Annotated in this window: 2 protein-coding genes; both read left to right on the top strand. The window is 64.7% G+C overall.

The window, feature by feature from the left end; all coding sequences use genetic code 11:
• The first annotated feature begins 7 nt into the window (after nucleotides 1-7).
• Nucleotides 8-4,573: an amino acid adenylation domain-containing protein gene (locus AC5Y5W_RS21815; protein ID WP_500022594.1), complete on the top strand. Its 4,566-nt coding sequence runs from the start codon at nucleotides 8-10 to the stop codon at nucleotides 4,571-4,573.
• A partial coding sequence (locus AC5Y5W_RS21810; RefSeq protein WP_500022593.1) for a non-ribosomal peptide synthetase occupies nucleotides 4,560-17,867 on the top strand: 13,308 nt, incomplete at its 3' end. The genes AC5Y5W_RS21815 and AC5Y5W_RS21810, both read left to right, overlap by 14 nt.

Genomic DNA, 17,867 nt, shown 5'->3' with positions numbered 1-17,867 from the left:
GGGAGTTATGGAACCTGACGACGGTGGACTTCCGCTGACGCGTGGTCAGCTGGATATATGGCTTGCCGAGGAAACGGGTCTTGTTGGTGCCAAGTGGCAACTGGGCGTGCTTGTCCGAATCGCTGGACCGATTGACCCTAATTTATTGGAGTCGGCGATCCGCGAGGCGGTGCACGAGGCCGAACCGCTGAGAGCCAGCTTTTACGAGGTGGGCGGCCAGGTTTTCCAAAAGATCGTCGATCATCCGGACGTTGAGCTTGCCCGCTACGACCTCATGGATTCTCAGAATCCTGGAGGGGACGCCTACCGGTTAGCGTCGTCGATTCAACGCACACTGATGCCGCTCAATGGCACGCTGTTCAAATTTGCATTGCTGCAAACGCGGCCGGATGAATTTTATTTGTTCGTCTGCTGCCACCACATTGTCGTAGACGGGATCGGCCTCGCTCTCGTTTTACATCGGGTTGCAGCTGTTTACAATGCACTTGCTTCGGGCGCGGCGATCCCGCCGGGGTTCTTTGGGTCACTGGATGAGCTGGTTGCCTGTGAGTCCGAATACGAAGCATCCAGCGACTATCTCGATGACCAGGCATTTTGGTCAAGTAAGCTGGCGCCGGAAGGCGACGCCGCTTCTAGGGTGGGACGCAACGGCGGGGGACGTAGTCGGGATGAGTCTTCGGCGCCAATTCAATTGGACCCGTCTGCCGTTGCCGGCATAGACGACCTGTCAAAGGCGTTGGGGATGCGTCGCTCGTCGGTGATTACTGCGGCGTGTGCGCTGCTGGTGCGTGGGAGCGAGTCCGAGAGTTCGGACGTGGTGTTCGATTTTCCGGTCAGCAGGCGTGTGCGTCCCGAGGTAAAGCTGGTGCCCGGAATGATTTCCGGGGTTGTTCCCCTGGTGTTGAAACCTTCGCCGAATGCTACGGTTGCTGACTTTTGTGGACATGTCGATGCTCGAATCCGCGAAACGCTGCAGCATCAACGGTTCCCTACGCGTGCCATTGAGAACACCACGCGTTTCCCTGGTGGCGTTGGGCAGACATCGAATCGGGTAGCGGTTAACTTTATTCCGACTACGCACATGACGGATCTTGCTGGTTCTGCGGTAACGGCGACCCTGACGCATGATGGTCTTGGCGAGCAGTTCAGGCTCGTTTTCTTTAGAGACGACGATCAGCTATTTCTCAGCACACCCGGCGCTGGACAATTATTCGCGGATTGTGATCTTCGCGATTTGGTGACGCGACTAGAGCGGGTGTTGGTGGGGATGGCCAACGACCCAGAGCGGTTGCTGTCGTCTGTGGATGTGCTGGATGGCGGTGAGCACACCCGGTTGGATGAGGTCGGTAACCGGGCGGCGTTGATGGCGAGCGCCTCGCCGTCCGCGTCGATTCCGATGTTGTTCGCCGCGCAAGTGGCCCGTGCCCCGGAATCGGTGGCGCTGGCGTGTGGGGAGCGTTCCTGGACATACCGCGAGTTGGATGAGGCTGCGAACCGGTTGGCGCAGCTATTGGCCGCTCAGGGTGTAGGCGCGGATGAGTCTGTGGCACTGCTGTTTTCGCGCTCCGCTGAGGCGATCGTGTCGATTCTGGCGGTTTTGAAGACCGGAGCGGCTTATTTGCCGATCGACCCGGCGGTGCCGGCAGCGCGGATGGAGTTCATGATTGCCGACGCCGCGCCTATCGCGGCGATCACCACCGCGGGCCTGCGGTCTCGGCTCGATGGCTCCGATCTGCTGGTCATCGATGTCGACGACCCCCAAATCCAGACGTACCCGGGCACGCCATTGCCGGCGCCCGCGGCTGACGACGTTGCCTACCTGATCTACACGTCGGGCACCACCGGCGTTCCCAAAGGTGTGGCCGTCACCCACCGCAACGTCACGCAGCTGATGGAGTCGCTCGACGCCCACCTCGAGCTGGCGGGTCAGGTGTGGTCGCAGTGGCATTCGTTGGCTTTCGACGTCTCGGTGTGTGAGATCTGGGGTGCGCTGTTGCACGGCGGGCGGCTGGTCGTGGTGTCTGAGTCGGTGGCGCGCTCGCCGGAAGATTTCCATGCGTTGCTGAGCGCGGAACAGGTCACTGTCCTCAGTCAGACACCGTCGGCGTTCTATGCGCTGCAAACCGCCGATGCGCTCGCTCCTGAGCTGCGCGATCAGCTCAAGCTGGAGACCGTGCTATTCGCCGGTGAAGCGCTGGAGCCTGAGCGCCTCGGGACGTGGTTGGACAATCACCCAGGGCTGCCGCGCCTGATCAACCTGTATGGCACCACCGAGACGACCGTGCACGCCTCGTTTCGGGAAATCCTTCACAGCGATGTCGCCAGCAGCGCCAGTCCCATCGGGGCGCCATTGGCGCACCTTGCCTTCTTTGTGCTCGACAGCTGGTTGCGACCGGTACCCGCGGGCGTGGTCGGAGAGTTGTATGTGGCGGGTTCCGGCGCGGGATATGGCTACCTGCGCCGGGGCGGTTTGACGGCGTCGCGGTTTGTGGCCTGCCCGTTCGGGGAGACCGGCGCGCGGATGTACCGCACCGGGGATTTGGTGTGCTGGGGCGCCGACGGCCAACTGGACTATCTCGGCCGCGCGGACGAGCAGGTCAAGATCCGCGGCTATCGCATCGAGCTTGGTGAGGTGCGCGCGGCCCTGGCCGAGCTCGACGGGGTGGAGCAGGCGGTGGTGATCGCCCGCGAGGACCGCCCCGGCGACAAGCGCCTGGTGGGTTATGTCACCGGGACCGCCGATCCGGCAACAGCGCGACCGAAACTGGCCGACCGGCTGCCGGCCTACATGGTGCCGGCTGTGGTGGTGGCGCTCGACGCGATGCCGCTGACCGTCAACGGCAAGCTCGATAAACGGGCGCTGCCGACTCCGGAGTATAAGGATGTCGATCGTTACCGCGCCCCGGACAGCGCGGTCGAGGAGATCCTGGCTGGCATCTACGCCCAAGTGCTCGGTGTGGAACGGGTTGGGATCGATGACTCGTTCTTCGAGCTGGGCGGGGACAGCATTCTGTCGATGCAGGTCGTGGCACGGGCTCGGCTCGCGGGATTGGTGTGCCGGCCACGCGATATTTTCGTCGAGCAAACCGTGGCCGGGCTGGCCCGGGTGGCCCGGGTGGCTGACGGTGCATCTGGTGCGGTCGATGAGGGTATCGGGCCGGTGGTAGCCACCCCGATCATCCGGTGGCTGGAAAGTGTCGACGGTCCGGTTGATCAGTTCAATCAGACGGTGGTAGTGCAGGTCCCGAAAGGGGTGACCGAGGCCGACGTGGAGGTGGTGCTGCAGGCGTTGATCGACCGCCATGCGATGCTGCGGTTGCGCGTCGATGACGACGGCGCTGGGGGTTGGTCGTTACAGGTGCCCGAAGTGGGATCGGTGGATGTCGGCGGTTGCCTGCGATCGGTGGACGTGTTGAGCGACGAGGCGCTGGTAAAGGCGCGGTCGCTGTTGAACCCGTCCGCAGGGGTGATGCTGAGCGCGTTATGGGCCGGCTCGAGTGCACAGTTGGCGCTGACCATTCATCACCTGGCTGTTGATGGAGTGTCGTGGCGAATTGTGTTGGAAGACCTCAACATTGCCTGGGCCCAGCATCACAGTGGGCAGCCCGTGGAATTGCCCAGCGGTGGGACTTCGTTTGCCCGGTGGTCGTCGGTATTGGCTGAGTACGCGCGCACCCCGGCGGTGCTGGAGCAGGCCGATGTCTGGCGGCGGGTAGCGTCGGCGCCTGCGGTGTTGCCGGCGGTGCGACCCGAGGTGGATACCTTCGCCACGGCCGGGCACTTTTCGATGGATCTGGATGTCGAGACCACCCAGGTGCTGCTTGGTGAGGTACCGGCAGCGTTTCATGCCGGGGTGCACGACATCTTGTTGATCGGATTCGCGTTGGCGTTGGCGGAGTTTTTCGGCACGGCCAGCGCGCCGATCGGCATCGACGTCGAAGGCCATGGGCGCGAGGAGGAGTTGGCCGCTGACGTAGACCTGACCCGCACCGTGGGGTGGTTCACCACCAAATTCCCGGTGTCGTTGGCCGTCGCTGGACTGAATTGGGCGCAGGTAAAAAGCGGCGAGGCCGCGCTGGGAGCGTTGGTCAAGGACGCTAAAGAACAGCTTCGGGCAGTCCCCGAAGGATTGAACTACGGTGTGCTGCGCTATTTGAGCTCCGAGGTGGACTTGGCCGTGCCCGAGCCGACGGTCGGATTCAACTATCTGGGCCGTCTGGGCGCAGCGGGGGCCGAGAACTCCGGTGATCTCTGGCGGATCAGCCCGGAAAGCTTGTCGTTGGCCGCGGCTGCCGCGGCGGTGCCCATGCCGCTGATGCACACTGTGGACCTCAACGCCGCCACCGTCGACACTGACGCCGGGCCGCAGCTGCAGGCCAACTGGACCTGGGCGCCGTCGGTGCTGAATCACTCGCAGGTCAGCCGGCTTGGCCGGTTGTGGTGTGAGGCCCTTGTCGGCATCTGCGCGCATGTGCGCGGTGGCGGGGGTGGGCTGACGCCCTCTGATCTCGCGCTTGTCGGGCTGAGTCAGGAGCAGATCGACGAGCTCCAGCGTCAATATGCGGATCGCTGACGTCTTACCGCTGACCCCCCTGCAGCAGGGCCTGCTCTTTCACGCCGGCACCGCGCAGGGTAGCGGCGACGATCTGTATGCGGTGCAGCTCGATATCACCGTAAACGGCCCGCTCGATCAGCACCGGCTGCATGAGGCGGTGCAGACGGTGGTCAACCGCCATCCCAACCTGGTGGCCCGATTCTGGGAACGATTCGGCGAGCCGGTGCAGATCATCCCCGCCGACCCCGCCGCAGCGTGGCGGTATGTCGACGCCGACCCGGAGGTCGATGTCGAGGAGCAGATCCAGCAGGTGTGCGCTACCGAGCGCGCGGCGGTCTTCGACCTGGCCGAACAGCCGGCCTGTCGGGCGGCGTTGATCCGCACCGCACCAGACCAGCACCGGTTTGTCCTGACCATCCACCACATCGTGGTGGATGGTTGGTCGCTGCCGATCCTGCTGGGGGAAATTTTTGCCAGCTACACCGGGCAGTGGTTGCCTGCCGCCGCGCCGTATCGCCGTTTTGTCGGCTGGCTGGCCGGCCGGGATCGCGACGCCGCCGGTGCGGCGTGGCGTGAGGTGTTGGCCGGGTTTGACACCCCCACGCTGGTCGGGCCGCCGGATCGGTTGGGCCTCGGGCAACGAGGTGTCGCCTCGTTTCGACTTACTGAGCAGACCACCCGCGCGGTCAGCGAGCTGGCTCGCTCGCAGCAGACCACCGTCAACACCGTGCTGCAGGGTGGTTGGGCGTTCCTGCTGAGCTCGTTGACCGGGCAACATGACGTCGCATTCGGTGTCACGGTCTCGGGACGGCCCGACGAGGTGCCCGGGGCGGACTCGATGGTGGGCCTGTTGATCAACACAGTGCCGGTGCGGGCCACCATCACCGCGACAACCACCACCGCAGAGTTGCTCAACCAACTGCAAAGCGCATACAACCACACCCTCGAGCACCAGCACTTGGCGCTTAGCGAGATCCACCGCATCACCGGCCAAGAACGCCTCTTCGACACCCTTTTCGCGTTCGAGAACTATCCCCTCGACACCGATGCATTGTCGGACGTCGACGGGTTGGCCATCACCAAGTTCAGCAACCGCGAATACAACCACTACCCGCTTGCAGTGCAGGCGCTTCCCGGCAACGAACTGGGCTTGCGCGTCGAATTCGACACCGACGTGTTCGACGCGGACCGCATCGAAGCGCTGTTTGAGCGCCTGCAGCGGGTGTTGGTGGCGATGACCGTCGACCCCACCCGACGACTGTCGTCGGTGGACGTGCTGGATGCCGGTGAGCATGCCCGGCTGGATAGGTGGGCCAACCGGGCGGCGTTGACGGCGCCGGCCGGGCCCGCGGAGTCGATTCCGGTGTTGTTTAGCGCGCAGGTGGCGCTTACTCCGGAGGCGGTGGCGCTGTCCTTCAACGGCCGGTCGATGACCTACCGGGAGTTGGAGGAAGCGGCCAACCGGTTGGCGCACCTGTTGGTCGACCAGGGTGTGGGTCCGGGGCAGTGCGTGGCGTTGCTGTTTTCCCGGTCGGTTGAGGCGATCGTGTCGATTTTGGCGGTGCTCAAGACCGGCGCGGCGTATTTGCCGATCGATCCGGTGGTGCCGGCGGCGCGGGTGGAGTTCATGATCGGTGATGCCGCGCCGGTGGCGGCGATCACCACAGCCGGGTTGGCTGACCGGCTCGACGGGCATGATCTGCCGGTCATCGATATCGATGACCCTGAAATTGATACCTATCCATGGACTGCGTTGCCGGCACCGGCGACCGATGACATCGCGTACCTGATCTACACGTCGGGCACGACCGGCGTCCCCAAGGGCGTGGCCATCACCCACCACAACGTCACCGAGCTGCTGACGGCCGCCGGCGATGGCCTGGAACTGGCAGGCCAAGTGTGGTCGCAGTGGCATTCGCTGGCGTTCGACGTCTCGGTGTGGGAGATCTGGGGTGCGCTGCTGCACGGTGGGCGCTTGGTAGTGGTCCCCGAGTCGGTGTCGCGTTCGCCAGAAGAATTCCATGCCCTGCTGATCAGCGAGCAAGTCAGCGTGCTGAGCCAGACTCCGTCGGCTTTTTATGCGTTGCAGACCGCCGCTGCGTTGACCCCCAAGTTGGACGATCAGCTCAAACTCGAGACGGTGGTGTTCGCGGGTGAAGCGCTGGAGCCGCCCCGTCTTCGGACGTGGTTGGGTCACCACCCGGGTCTGCCGCGACTGATCAATATGTATGGCACCACCGAGACGACCGTGCATGCTTCGTTTCGGGAGATCGTCGATGATGACGTCGACAGCAATGCCAGCCCTATTGGGGGCCCGCTGGCCCATCTCGCCTTTCTGGTGCTGGATCGCTGGTTGCGCCCGGTACCCGCGGGAGTGGTCGGAGAGTTGTATGTGGCGGGTTCCGGCGCGGGATATGGGTATGTGCGCCGGGCTGGGTTGACGTCGTCGCGGTTTGTGGCCTGCCCATTCGGCGGTTCTGGAACCCGGATGTATCGCACCGGCGATTTGGTGCGCTGGGGCGCGGGCGGGCAGCTGGATTATCTGGGCCGGGCTGATGACCAGGTCAAGATCCGTGGCTATCGCATCGAACTTGGTGAAGTGCGGGCTGCGCTGGCCGGGGTCGACGGGGTGCAGCAGGCCGTGGTGGTCGCCCGTGAGGATCGCCCGGGTGATAAGCGCCTGGTCGGTTATGTCACCGGGACCGCCGATCCGGCGGCCGCACGCGCCGCGCTCGCTGATCGGCTGCCGGCCTATATGGTGCCGACGGCGGTGGTGACGCTGGATGCGCTGCCGCTGACGGTCAACGGCAAGCTCGACAAGAGGGCGTTGCCGGCACCGGAATATCAGGATGTCGATCACTACCGCGCCGCCAGCGACCCGGTCGAGGAGATCCTTACCGGTATCTACGCCCAAGTCCTCGGGCTCGAGCGCGTCGGCGTCGACGACTCCTTCTTCGAACTTGGCGGAGATTCGTTGTCGGCGATGCGGGTAATCGCGGCGGTCAACAAGTCATTGGATGCCGCCCTATCGGTGCGGATCTTGTTCGAGTCGCCTGCGGTTGCCCAATTGGCGTCGCGTGTGGGTGCTGGCGGACGTGGCTTGGAGCCGTTGGTGGCGGGCGAGCGACCGGCGGTGGTGCCGTTGTCGTTTGCTCAGAACCGGTTGTGGTTCTTGGACCAGTTGCAAGGGCCGTCGCCGATTTACAACATGGCGGTGGCGTTGCGGCTGTGTGGTCACCTGGATGCCGAGGCGTTGGGTGCGGCGCTGGGCGATGTGGTGGCCCGTCATGAGAGCCTGCGCACGTTGTTTGCCGCCCCGGACGGCGTGCCCCAGCAGTTGGTCGTTTCCGCCGATAGCGCTGAGTTACCTTGGGACGTAGTCGATGCCAGCGGCTGGCCGGCAAGCCGGCTGGAGGAGGCCATCGGCGCCGCAACACGTCACCCTTTTGATTTGTCGACCGAGATCCCGCTGCGCGCAACTCTTTTCACTCTCGGTGCGGACGAGCATGTGCTGGTGGGGGTAGTGCACCATATCGCTGCTGACGGTTGGTCGATCACTCCGTTGGTGGCTGATTTGGGGGTGGCTTATGCCAGCCGCTGTGCCGGGCAGGCCCCGAGCTGGGCGCCGTTGGCGGTGCAGTATGTCGATTACACGTTGTGGCAACGTGCTCAGTTCGGAGATCTCGACGACAGCGAGAGCTTGATCGCGTCCCAATTGGCCTACTGGGAAGGCGCTTTGGCCGGGATGCCGGAGCGGTTGGAGCTGCCGACTGATCGGCCCTACCCGCCGACTGCCGACTACCGTGGCGCCACCGTAACGGTGGACTGGCCGGTCGACTTGCAGCAGCGGGTGCGCAAAGTAGCCAGTGAGCACAATGCGACCACTTTTATGGTGGTGCAGGCCGCCCTGGCCGTGTTGTTGTCGAAGATCAGCGCGAGTTCTGATGTGGCGGTGGGGTTCCCGATCGCCGGACGCCGCGATCCTGCACTGGATGAGTTGGTGGGTTCGTTCATCAACACCTTGGTGCTGCGAGTCGATGTGGCCGGTGATCCCACCGCAGCGGAATTGCTGGAGCAGGTGCGCTCGCGCAGCCTGGCCGCCTACGAGCACCAGGACGTGCCCTTCGAGGTACTCGTCGAGCGGCTCAACCCAAGCCGAAGTCGGGCCCATCACCCGCTGGTCCAGGTGTTGTTGGCCTGGCAGAACAATCAGCCCGCCTCGTTGAGTTTGGGTGATCTGCAGGTCACCCCGCTGCCGGTGGACACGCACACCGCCCGCATGGATTTGGCGTTCTCGTTGTCGGAGTGCTTCACCGAGGACGGCGATCTTGCCGGCATCGGCGGAGCGGTGGAGTTTCGCACCGATGTGTTCGACGCGGGCAGCATCGAAGCGCTGATTGAGCGGTTGGAGCGGGTGTTGGTGGCGATGACCGCCGACCCGGCCCGACGGGTGTCATCGATGGACCTGGTCGATGCGGACGAGCAAGCCCGACTGGATCGGTGGGGCAACCGAGCCGTGTTGACGCAGTCGGAGCCGGTGTCGGAGTCGATTCCCGCCTTGTTTGCCGCGCAGGTAGCCCGTGCCCCGGAGGCAGTGGCACTGGTGTGCGGCGACAATTCGTGGACGTATCGCGAGCTCGACGAAGCGGCGAATCGGTTGGCGCACTTGTTGGTTGAGCGAGGTGCGGGTCCGGGACAATGCGTGGCGTTGCTGCTGGAACGTTCGGCCGAGGCGGTCGCGGCGATCCTGGCGGTACTCAAGACCGGGGCAGCGTATCTGCCGATCGACTCAGGGCACCCCGACGCGCGGATCGGGTTCATGGTGGCTGATGCCGCGCCGTTCGCCGCGATCACTACCGCGGATCTGGCCGGGCGGTTCGACGGGCACGACTTATTGATCCTCGACGTCGCCGACACCGCAGTGGACAGCCAGCCTTCGACCGCACTGGCGGCACCCGCGGCCGACGACATCGCATATCTGATTTACACCTCCGGCACCACCGGGACGCCGAAGGGCGTGGCGGTCACTCATCGCAACGTGACCCAACTGGTGGCGTCGCCCGATGTCGGCCTGCCGCACGCGGGGGTGCGGCCGCAGTACCACACCTTGGCCTTCGACACCTCAGTGTGGGAGATCTTCAGTTCCCTGGTGCAGGGTGGACGCCTGGTGGTGGCGCCCGATCCGGTAGCGCGCTCGCCGGAAGACTTGCATGCCTTGCTGGTTAGCGAACGGGTCAATGTATTCGTCCAGACGCCATCGGCGGTGGCGGCGTTATCGCCCCAGGGGTTGGAGTCGGCGATGTTGATCGTAGCCGGTGAGCCCTGTCCGGCCGAGGTGGTGGATCGGTGGGCGACCGGACGGGTGATGCTCAACGCTTACGGCCCCACCGAGACCGCGATGGTTGTGACGATCAGTGCGCCGTTGATACCGGGGTCGGGGGTGGTGCCGATCGGTTCACCGGTGCCCGGGGCGGCATTATTTGTGCTGGATAAGTGGTTGCGTCCGGTGCCGGCGGGTGTAGTCGGTGAGTTGTATGCGGCCGGCCGAGGCATCGCATGTGGATATTGGCGTCGGCCCGGGTTAACCGGGTCGCGGTTTGTGGCGTGTCCATTCGGGAATTCTGGGGCCCGGATGTATCGCACCGGCGACTTGGTCCGGTGGGGTCCCGATGGGCAGCTGCAGTATCTCGGCCGTGCCGATGAGCAGGTCAAGATCCGCGGCTACCGCATCGAGTTGGGTGAGGTGCAGGCAGCGCTTGCCGCACTCGACGGTGTGGAGCAAGCGGTCGTGGTTGCCCGCGAGGACCGCCCCGGCGATAAGCGCCTGGTTGGTTATGTGACGGGGACCGCCGAGCCAGCCGCCGCGCGCGCTGCCTTAGCTGAGCGGTTGCCGGCTTTTATGGTGCCCGCGGCGGTGGTGGTGCTCGAGGCGCTGCCGATGACCGTTAATGGCAAACTCGATACCCGCGCCCTGCCGACACCCGAGTACACCGCTGGTGAGTACCGCGCCCCGGCCAACGCCGTTGAGGAGATCCTGGCCGGCATCTATGCCCAAGTGCTGGGGGTGGCCCGGGTCGGAGTCGACGACTCGTTCTTCGATTTGGGTGGAGATTCGTTGTCGGCGATGCGGGTGATCGCGGCGATCAACAAATCTTTGGACGCTCACGTTGCGGTGCGTTTGTTGTTCGAGGCGCCCACGGTTGCGCAGTTGGCGCCGCGACTGACCGCCGGTGGGGATGTGTTGGCGCCCTTGGTGGCTGGCGAGCGACCGCCGGTGGTGCCGTTGTCGTTTGCCCAGAACCGGTTGTGGTTCATTGATCAGTTGCAGGGTCCCTCACCGGTTTACAACATGGCGGTGGCCTTGCGGCTGGGCGGGCGCCTGAATGCCGAGGCATTAGGCGCAGCGCTGGGCGATGTGGTGGCCCGTCATGAGAGTCTGCGCACGGTGTTCGCCGCTTCTGATGGCGTTCCGCAGCAAGTGGTGATGCCTGTTGAGCGCGCCGAGTTGGGCTGGGACATCGTTGATGCCAGCGATTGGTCGGCCAGCCGCCTGCAGGAGGCTATCGAGGAGACGGCCCGGCACAGTTTTGATCTGGCGAGCGAGATCCCGCTGCGGGCACGGCTTTTCCGGGTTGGTGAGGATGAGCATGTGCTGGTGGCGGTGGTGCACCATATCGCTGCCGACGGTTGGTCGATCACCCCGCTGGTGGCTGATCTGGGTGGGGCATATGCCGCCCGCTGTGCCGGCGAGGCTCCGGGTTGGGCGCCGTTGGCGGTGCAGTATGTCGATTACACGCTGTGGCAGCGCGCGCAATTCGGTGAGCTCGACGACAGCGAGAGCCTGATCGCCTCCCAGTTGGCCTATTGGGAAAGCACTTTGGCCGGGATGCCCGAGCGTGTGGAGCTTCCCACTGATCGGCCCTATCCGTTGGTGGCTGATTTCCGTGGGGCCAGCGTGGCCGTGGACTGGCCGGGCGAGTTGCAGCAGCAGGTTGCCCTGGTGGCTCGTGAGCACAATGCGACCAGTTTCATGGTGGTGCAGGCCGCGCTGGCGGTGTTGTTGGCCAAGCTGAGTGCCAGTTCTGATGTGGCGGTGGGTTTCCCGATCGCTGGTCGCCGCGATCCTGCGTTGGACGAGTTGGTGGGCTTTTTCGTCAACACGTTGGTGTTGCGGGTCGATGTGGCCGGTGATCCCACTGTAGCGGAGGTGTTGGCGCAGGTGCGCGCGCGCAGCCTGGCGGCCTATGAGCACCAGGACGTGCCGTTCGAGGTACTGGTGGAGCGGCTCAACCCGACCCGAAGCCGCGCCCACCATCCGCTGGTGCAGGTGTTGTTGTCCTGGCAGAACTTCGCCGGTGCCCCCGTCGCCGGGTTGGGCCTGGGTGATCTGGAGTTGACCCCGCTGCCGGTGGATACCCACACCGCGCGTACGGATTTGACGTTCTCGCTCGCTGAACGTTTCACCGAGGACGGTGAACTCGCCGGGATCGGCGGGGCGGTGGAATTCCGCACCGACGTGTTCGATGCGGTCAGCATCGAGACACTGATCGAGCGGTTGCGGCGGGTGTTGGTGGCGATGACCGCCGATCCGGCCCGGCGGGTGTCGTCGGTCGATGTGCTCGACGCCGGTGAACATGTCCGCCTCGACGAGATCGGCAACCGCGCGGTTTTGAGCTCGCCGGCTCCGCCTGCGGAGTCGATTCCGGGGTTGTTTGCCGCGCAGGTGGCGCGCACACCAGAGGCCGTGGCGTTGACCTTTGACGGTGAGCCAACGAGCTACCGCGAACTCGATGAGACCGCGAACCAGTTGGCGCACTTGCTGATTAGCCACGGCGCTGGCCCGGGGAAGTGTGTGGCGCTGCTAATGCAGCGATCGGCTGAAGCGGTCGTGGCGATGCTGGCGGTGCTCAAAACCGGCGCGGCGTATTTGGCTATTGACCCGGGTCATCCCGATGCGCGCATCGAGTTCATGGTGGCCGATGCCGCGCCGATCGCCGCGCTCACCACCGCCGGGCTGGCCGGTCGGTTGGACGGCCATCAGGTGGCGGTCATCGATATCGACGATCCCACTGTCGACACCCAGCCGCGCACTGCGCTGCCGGCGCCCGGCCCTGACGACGTCGCGTATCTGATCTACACCTCGGGCACCACCGGGATGCCCAAGGGAGTGGCGATCCCGCACCGCAACGTGGTCGGACTGCTGGACACTTTGGATGTTGACCTGGAGCTGTCGTCGGGACAGGTGTGGTCGCAGTGCCATTCGTTGGCCTTCGACTTCTCGGTGTGGGAGATCTGGGGTGCGTTGTTGCGGGGTGCACGCCTGGTAGTGGTGCCCGACCCGGTCGTGCGTTCGCCCCAGGATCTGCATGCGTTGCTGGCCACCGAACAGGTCAGCGTGTTGAGTCAGACGCCCTCGGCCTTTTATGCGTTGCAGACCGCTGATGGGCTCGCCCCCGAGTTGGGCGCTCAACTCAGCCTCGAGACGGTGGTGTTCGGCGGGGAAGCCCTCGACCCGCAGCGTCTTCAGAGTTGGCTGGATCGCCATCCGGGGTTGCCGCGGCTGATCAACATGTATGGCATCACCGAGACGACGGTGCATGCCTCATTCCGCGAGATCGTCGAAGCCGATGTCGATAGCAGCACCAGCCCCATTGGCGGGCCGTTGGCACATCTGGGCTTTTTCGTTCTCGACGGGTGGTTGCGTCCGGTGCCCTCCGGGGTGGTGGCGGAGTTGTACGTGGCCGGCGCCGGTTTGGCGTACGGGTATGTGCGCCGGTCGGGGTTGACGTCGTCGCGGTTTGTGGCCTGTCCTTTCGGAGCGCCGGGAACACGGATGTATCGCACCGGGGATCTGGTGCGCTGGTGCGCCGATGGGCAGCTGGAATATCTGGGTCGGGCTGACGAGCAGGTCAAGATTCGTGGGTATCGCATCGAACTCGGTGAGATCCAGGCCGCGCTGGCCGCGCTCGACGGCGTCGACCAGGCGGTGGTGATCGCCCGCGAAGACCACCCCGGCGACAAACGTCTGGTCGGCTATGTCACCGGAACCGCCGACCTAGCCGTCGCACATAGCGCCCTGGCGCAACGGCTGCCGAGCTACATGGTGCCCGCCGCGGTGGTGCAACTTGATGCGCTGCCGCTAACGGTCAACGGCAAACTCGATACCCGGGCGCTGCCCGCACCCGAATATCAGCATGCAGATCATTACCGCGCCCCGTCCGATCCGGTCGAGGAGATCCTGGCCGGCATCTTTGCCGAAGTCCTCGGGCTTGAGCGCGTCGGCGTCGACGACTCCTTCTTCGAACTTGGCGGAGATTCGTTGTCGGCGATGCGGGTGATCGCCGCAGTCAACAAATCTTTGGATGCCGGTGTCGCCGTACGGGTGTTGTTTGAGGCACCCACGGTTGCGCAGCTGACGCCCCGGCTGGGTACCGACGGACGTGGCTTGGAGCCGTTGGTGGCTGGCGATCGTCCTGCGGTGGTGCCGTTGTCGTTTGCCCAGAACCGGTTGTGGTTCTTGGATCAGTTGCAGGGGCCGTCGCCGATTTACAACATGGCGGTGGCGTTGCGGCTGTGTGGGCGCTTGGACGGCGAGGCGTTGGGTGCAGCGCTAGGCGATGTGGTGGCCCGTCATGAAAGCCTGCGGACGGTGTTCGCGGCGGCGGATGGCGTTCCGCGCCAAGTGGTGATTCCGGCCGAGCGCGCTGAGTTGGGCTGGGACGTCGTTGATGCCAGCGGCTGGCCGGCCAGCCGATTGCAGGAGACCATCGAAGAAACGGCCCGGCACAGTTTCGATTTGACGAGCGAAATCCCCTTGCGGGCAAGGCTTTTCTGCGTTACTCAGGATGAGCATGTGCTGGTGGCGGTGGTCCACCATATCGCTGCCGACGGCTGGTCAGTGGCTCCGCTGGTAACGGATTTGGGCGCGGCTTACGCCAGCCGGTGTGCCGGGCGGGCTCCGGGTTGGGCGCCATTGGCGGTGCAATATGTCGATTACACGCTGTGGCAGCGCGCGCAGTTTGGCGACTTAGATGACAGCGATAGCCCGATTGCTTCCCAGTTGACCTACTGGGCGAATGCGCTGGCCGGGATGCCTGAGCGACTGCAACTACCAACTGATCGGCCCTATCCGCCGGTTGCCGACTACCGTGGCGCCACTGTGGCCGTGGACTGGTCGGCCGAGCTGCAACAGCGGGTGTGCAAAGCGGCCGGTGAGCACAATGCGACCAGTTTCATGGTGGTGCAAGCTGCGCTGGCGGTGTTGTTGGCCAAGCTGAGCGCCAATTCCGATGTGGCGGTGGGCTTCCCGATCGCCGGGCGCCGCGATCCTGCGCTTGATGAGTTGGTGGGCTTTTTCGTCAACACCTTGGTGTTGCGGGTCGATCTGGCCGGTGACCCCACGGTGGCGGAGGTGTTGGCGCAGGTGCGCGCGCGCAGCCTGGCCGCCTACGAGCATCAGGATGTGCCGTTTGAGGTGCTGGTAGAACGGCTCAACCCGACCCGAAGCCGGGCCCATCACCCCCTGGTCCAGGTGGGGTTGGCGTGGCAGAACAATCAACCGGCCAAGTTGAGTTTGGGTGATGTGCAAGCGACCCCGCTGCCGGTGGACACCCACACCGCGCGAATGGATTTAACGTTCTCGTTGGCTGAACACTGGACTGAGGCCGGCGAGCCAGCCGGGATCGGTGGGGCGGTGGAGTTTCGCACCGATGTGTTCGACCCCGCCAGCATCGAGGTCTTGATCCAGCGTTTCGAGCGAGTGTTGGTGGCGCTGACCGCTGATCCGACGCGGCGGTTGTCATCAATGGATCTGCTCGATGGTGCTGAGCAGAACCGCCTGGACCGGTGGGGCAACCGGGCGGTGTTGACGCAGCCGGAGGCGACGTCGGTATCGATTCCGGTGTCCTTTGCCGCGCAGGTGGAGAGCGCCCCAGATGCGGTGGCGATCAGCGACGGGGAGCGGTCGTGGACCTACCGCGAGCTCGATGACGCCACTAACCGGTTGGCGCGCAAGCTGATTGCCCACAGTGTGGGTCCGGGGCAGTGCGTGGCGCTGTTGTTGGAGCGATCGGCTGGGGCCGTGGTGGGGATCTTGGCGGTGCTCAAGGCCGGGGCGGCGTATCTGCCGCTCGACCCGGGGCATCCCGACGCGCGGATCGAGTTCATGCTCACCGACGCTGCACCGGTCGCGGCGATCACCAGCGCTGAGCTGGCCGATCGGCTGGACGGGTTCGACGGGGCGGTCATCGACGTCAACGAAACCGCCGTGGGCGCCAAGCCCAGCACCGCGTTGCCAACTCCGAGCGCAGACGATATCGCGTACCTGATTTACACCTCGGGAACCACCGGCGTGCCAAAGGGGGTGGCGGTCACTCACCGCAACGTGACTCAGCTGCTGGCGTCGCCGGATGTCGGCCTGCCTCGCGTGGGGGTGCGACCGCAGTATCACACCTTGGCCTTCGACACTTCGGTGTGGGAGATTTTGGGTGCGCTGCTGCAGGGTGGACGACTGGTGATGGTGCCCGACTCGGTGGCGCGCTCGCCAGAAGACTTGCACGCCTTGCTAGTTAGCCAACACGTCAACGTGTTCGCCCAGACGCCTTCTGCGGTGGCTATGTTATCGCCGCAGGGGTTGGAGGCGGCGACGTTGATCGTGGCCGGTGAGCCCTGTCCGGCCGAGATAGTGGACCGGTGGGCGGCGCCCGGGCGGGTGATGGTCAACGCCTACGGACCCACCGAGACGGCGATGGTTGTGACGGTCAGTGCGCCTTTGACGCCGGGGGCCGGGGGGGTGCCGATCGGTTCGCCGGTGCCCGGGGCGGCGTTGTTTGTGTTGGATAATTGGCTGCGACCGGTACCGACCGGGGTAGTCGGGGAGCTGTATGTGGCTGGCCGCGGCGTCGCGTGCGGATATCGGCATCGCCCTGGATTGACCGGATCGCGGTTTGTGGCGTGTCCATTCGGCGGTTCTGGAACACGCATGTATCGCACCGGCGATTTGGTGTATTGGGGACCCGATGGGCAGTTGCGGTACTTAGGGCGTGCGGATGAGCAGGTCAAGATTCGCGGCTATCGCATCGAGTTGGGCGAGATTCAATCCATCCTGGACGGACTAGACGGGGTGGATCAAGCGGTGGTGGTTGCCCGCGAGGAGCGGCCCGGCGATAAACGGCTGGTCGGTTATGTGACCGGAAGCGCAGATCCGGACATCGCGCGCGCGCAGCTGGCCGATCGCCTCCCGCTGTATATGGTGCCGACCGCGGTGGTGGTGCTCGAGGCACTGCCGCTCACTCCGAACGGCAAACTGGATACCCGCGCACTGCCGGCACCGGAGTATCAGGATGCTGATCGTTACCGCGCTCCGGCCAGCCCGGTTGAAGAGGTATTGGCTGGCATTTATTCCAGGGTCTTGGGTGTAGAGCGGGTTGGGGTCGACGACTCATTTTTCGACTTGGGCGGGGATTCGTTGTCGGCGATGCGAGTGGTTGCCGCGATTAATACCGCGTTGGATGCCGGCGTCGCTGTGCGGGTGCTGTTCGAAGCACCCACCGTTGCCCAACTGGCGCCGCGGCTGGCTGCTGGCGGACGTGGCTTGGAGCCGTTGGTGGCTGGCGATCGTCCTGCGGTGGTGCCGTTGTCGTTCGCCCAGAACCGGTTGTGGTTCTTGGACCAATTGCAGGGTCCCTCACCTATTTACAACTTGGCGGTAGCGTTGCGACTGGGTGGGCGCCTGGATACCGCGGCGCTGGGTGCCGCACTGAGCGACGTGGTGACCCGCCATGAAAGCTTGCGCACGGTGTTCGCCGCTGCTGATGGTGTCCCGCAACAGGTGGTTGTCCCGATTGAGCGCGCTGAGTTGGGTTGGGACATCGTTGATGCGAGCGGTTGGCCGGCAAGCCGGTTGCAGGAAGCCGTCGAAGAAACGGCGCGTCGGTCGTTCGATCTAGCGAGCGACCTTCCTTTGCGGGCACGGCTTTTCCGTGTTGCCGACGATGAACATGTGTTGGTGGCGGTGGTGCACCACATCGCTGCTGATGGTGTCTCCATGAGGCCGTTGGTGGCTGATCTCGGTGTGGCGTATGCCAGCCGGTGTGCCGGCGAGGCTCCCAGGTGGACGCCGTTGGCGGTGCAATACGTGGACTACACGCTGTGGCAGCGCGCGCAATTCGGTGACTTGGCGGACCGGCACAGTCGTATCGCCTCCCAGTTGGACTTCTGGCAGGGGACTTTGGCCGGGATGCCCGAGCGCCTGGCGTTGCCCACGGATCGGCCCTATCCGCCGGTGGCTGATTACCGGGGTGCCAGTGTGGCA

Source organism: Mycobacterium sp. NGS51, assembly GCF_059812525.1.
This window is presented reverse-complemented; position numbering and strand designations above follow the sequence as displayed.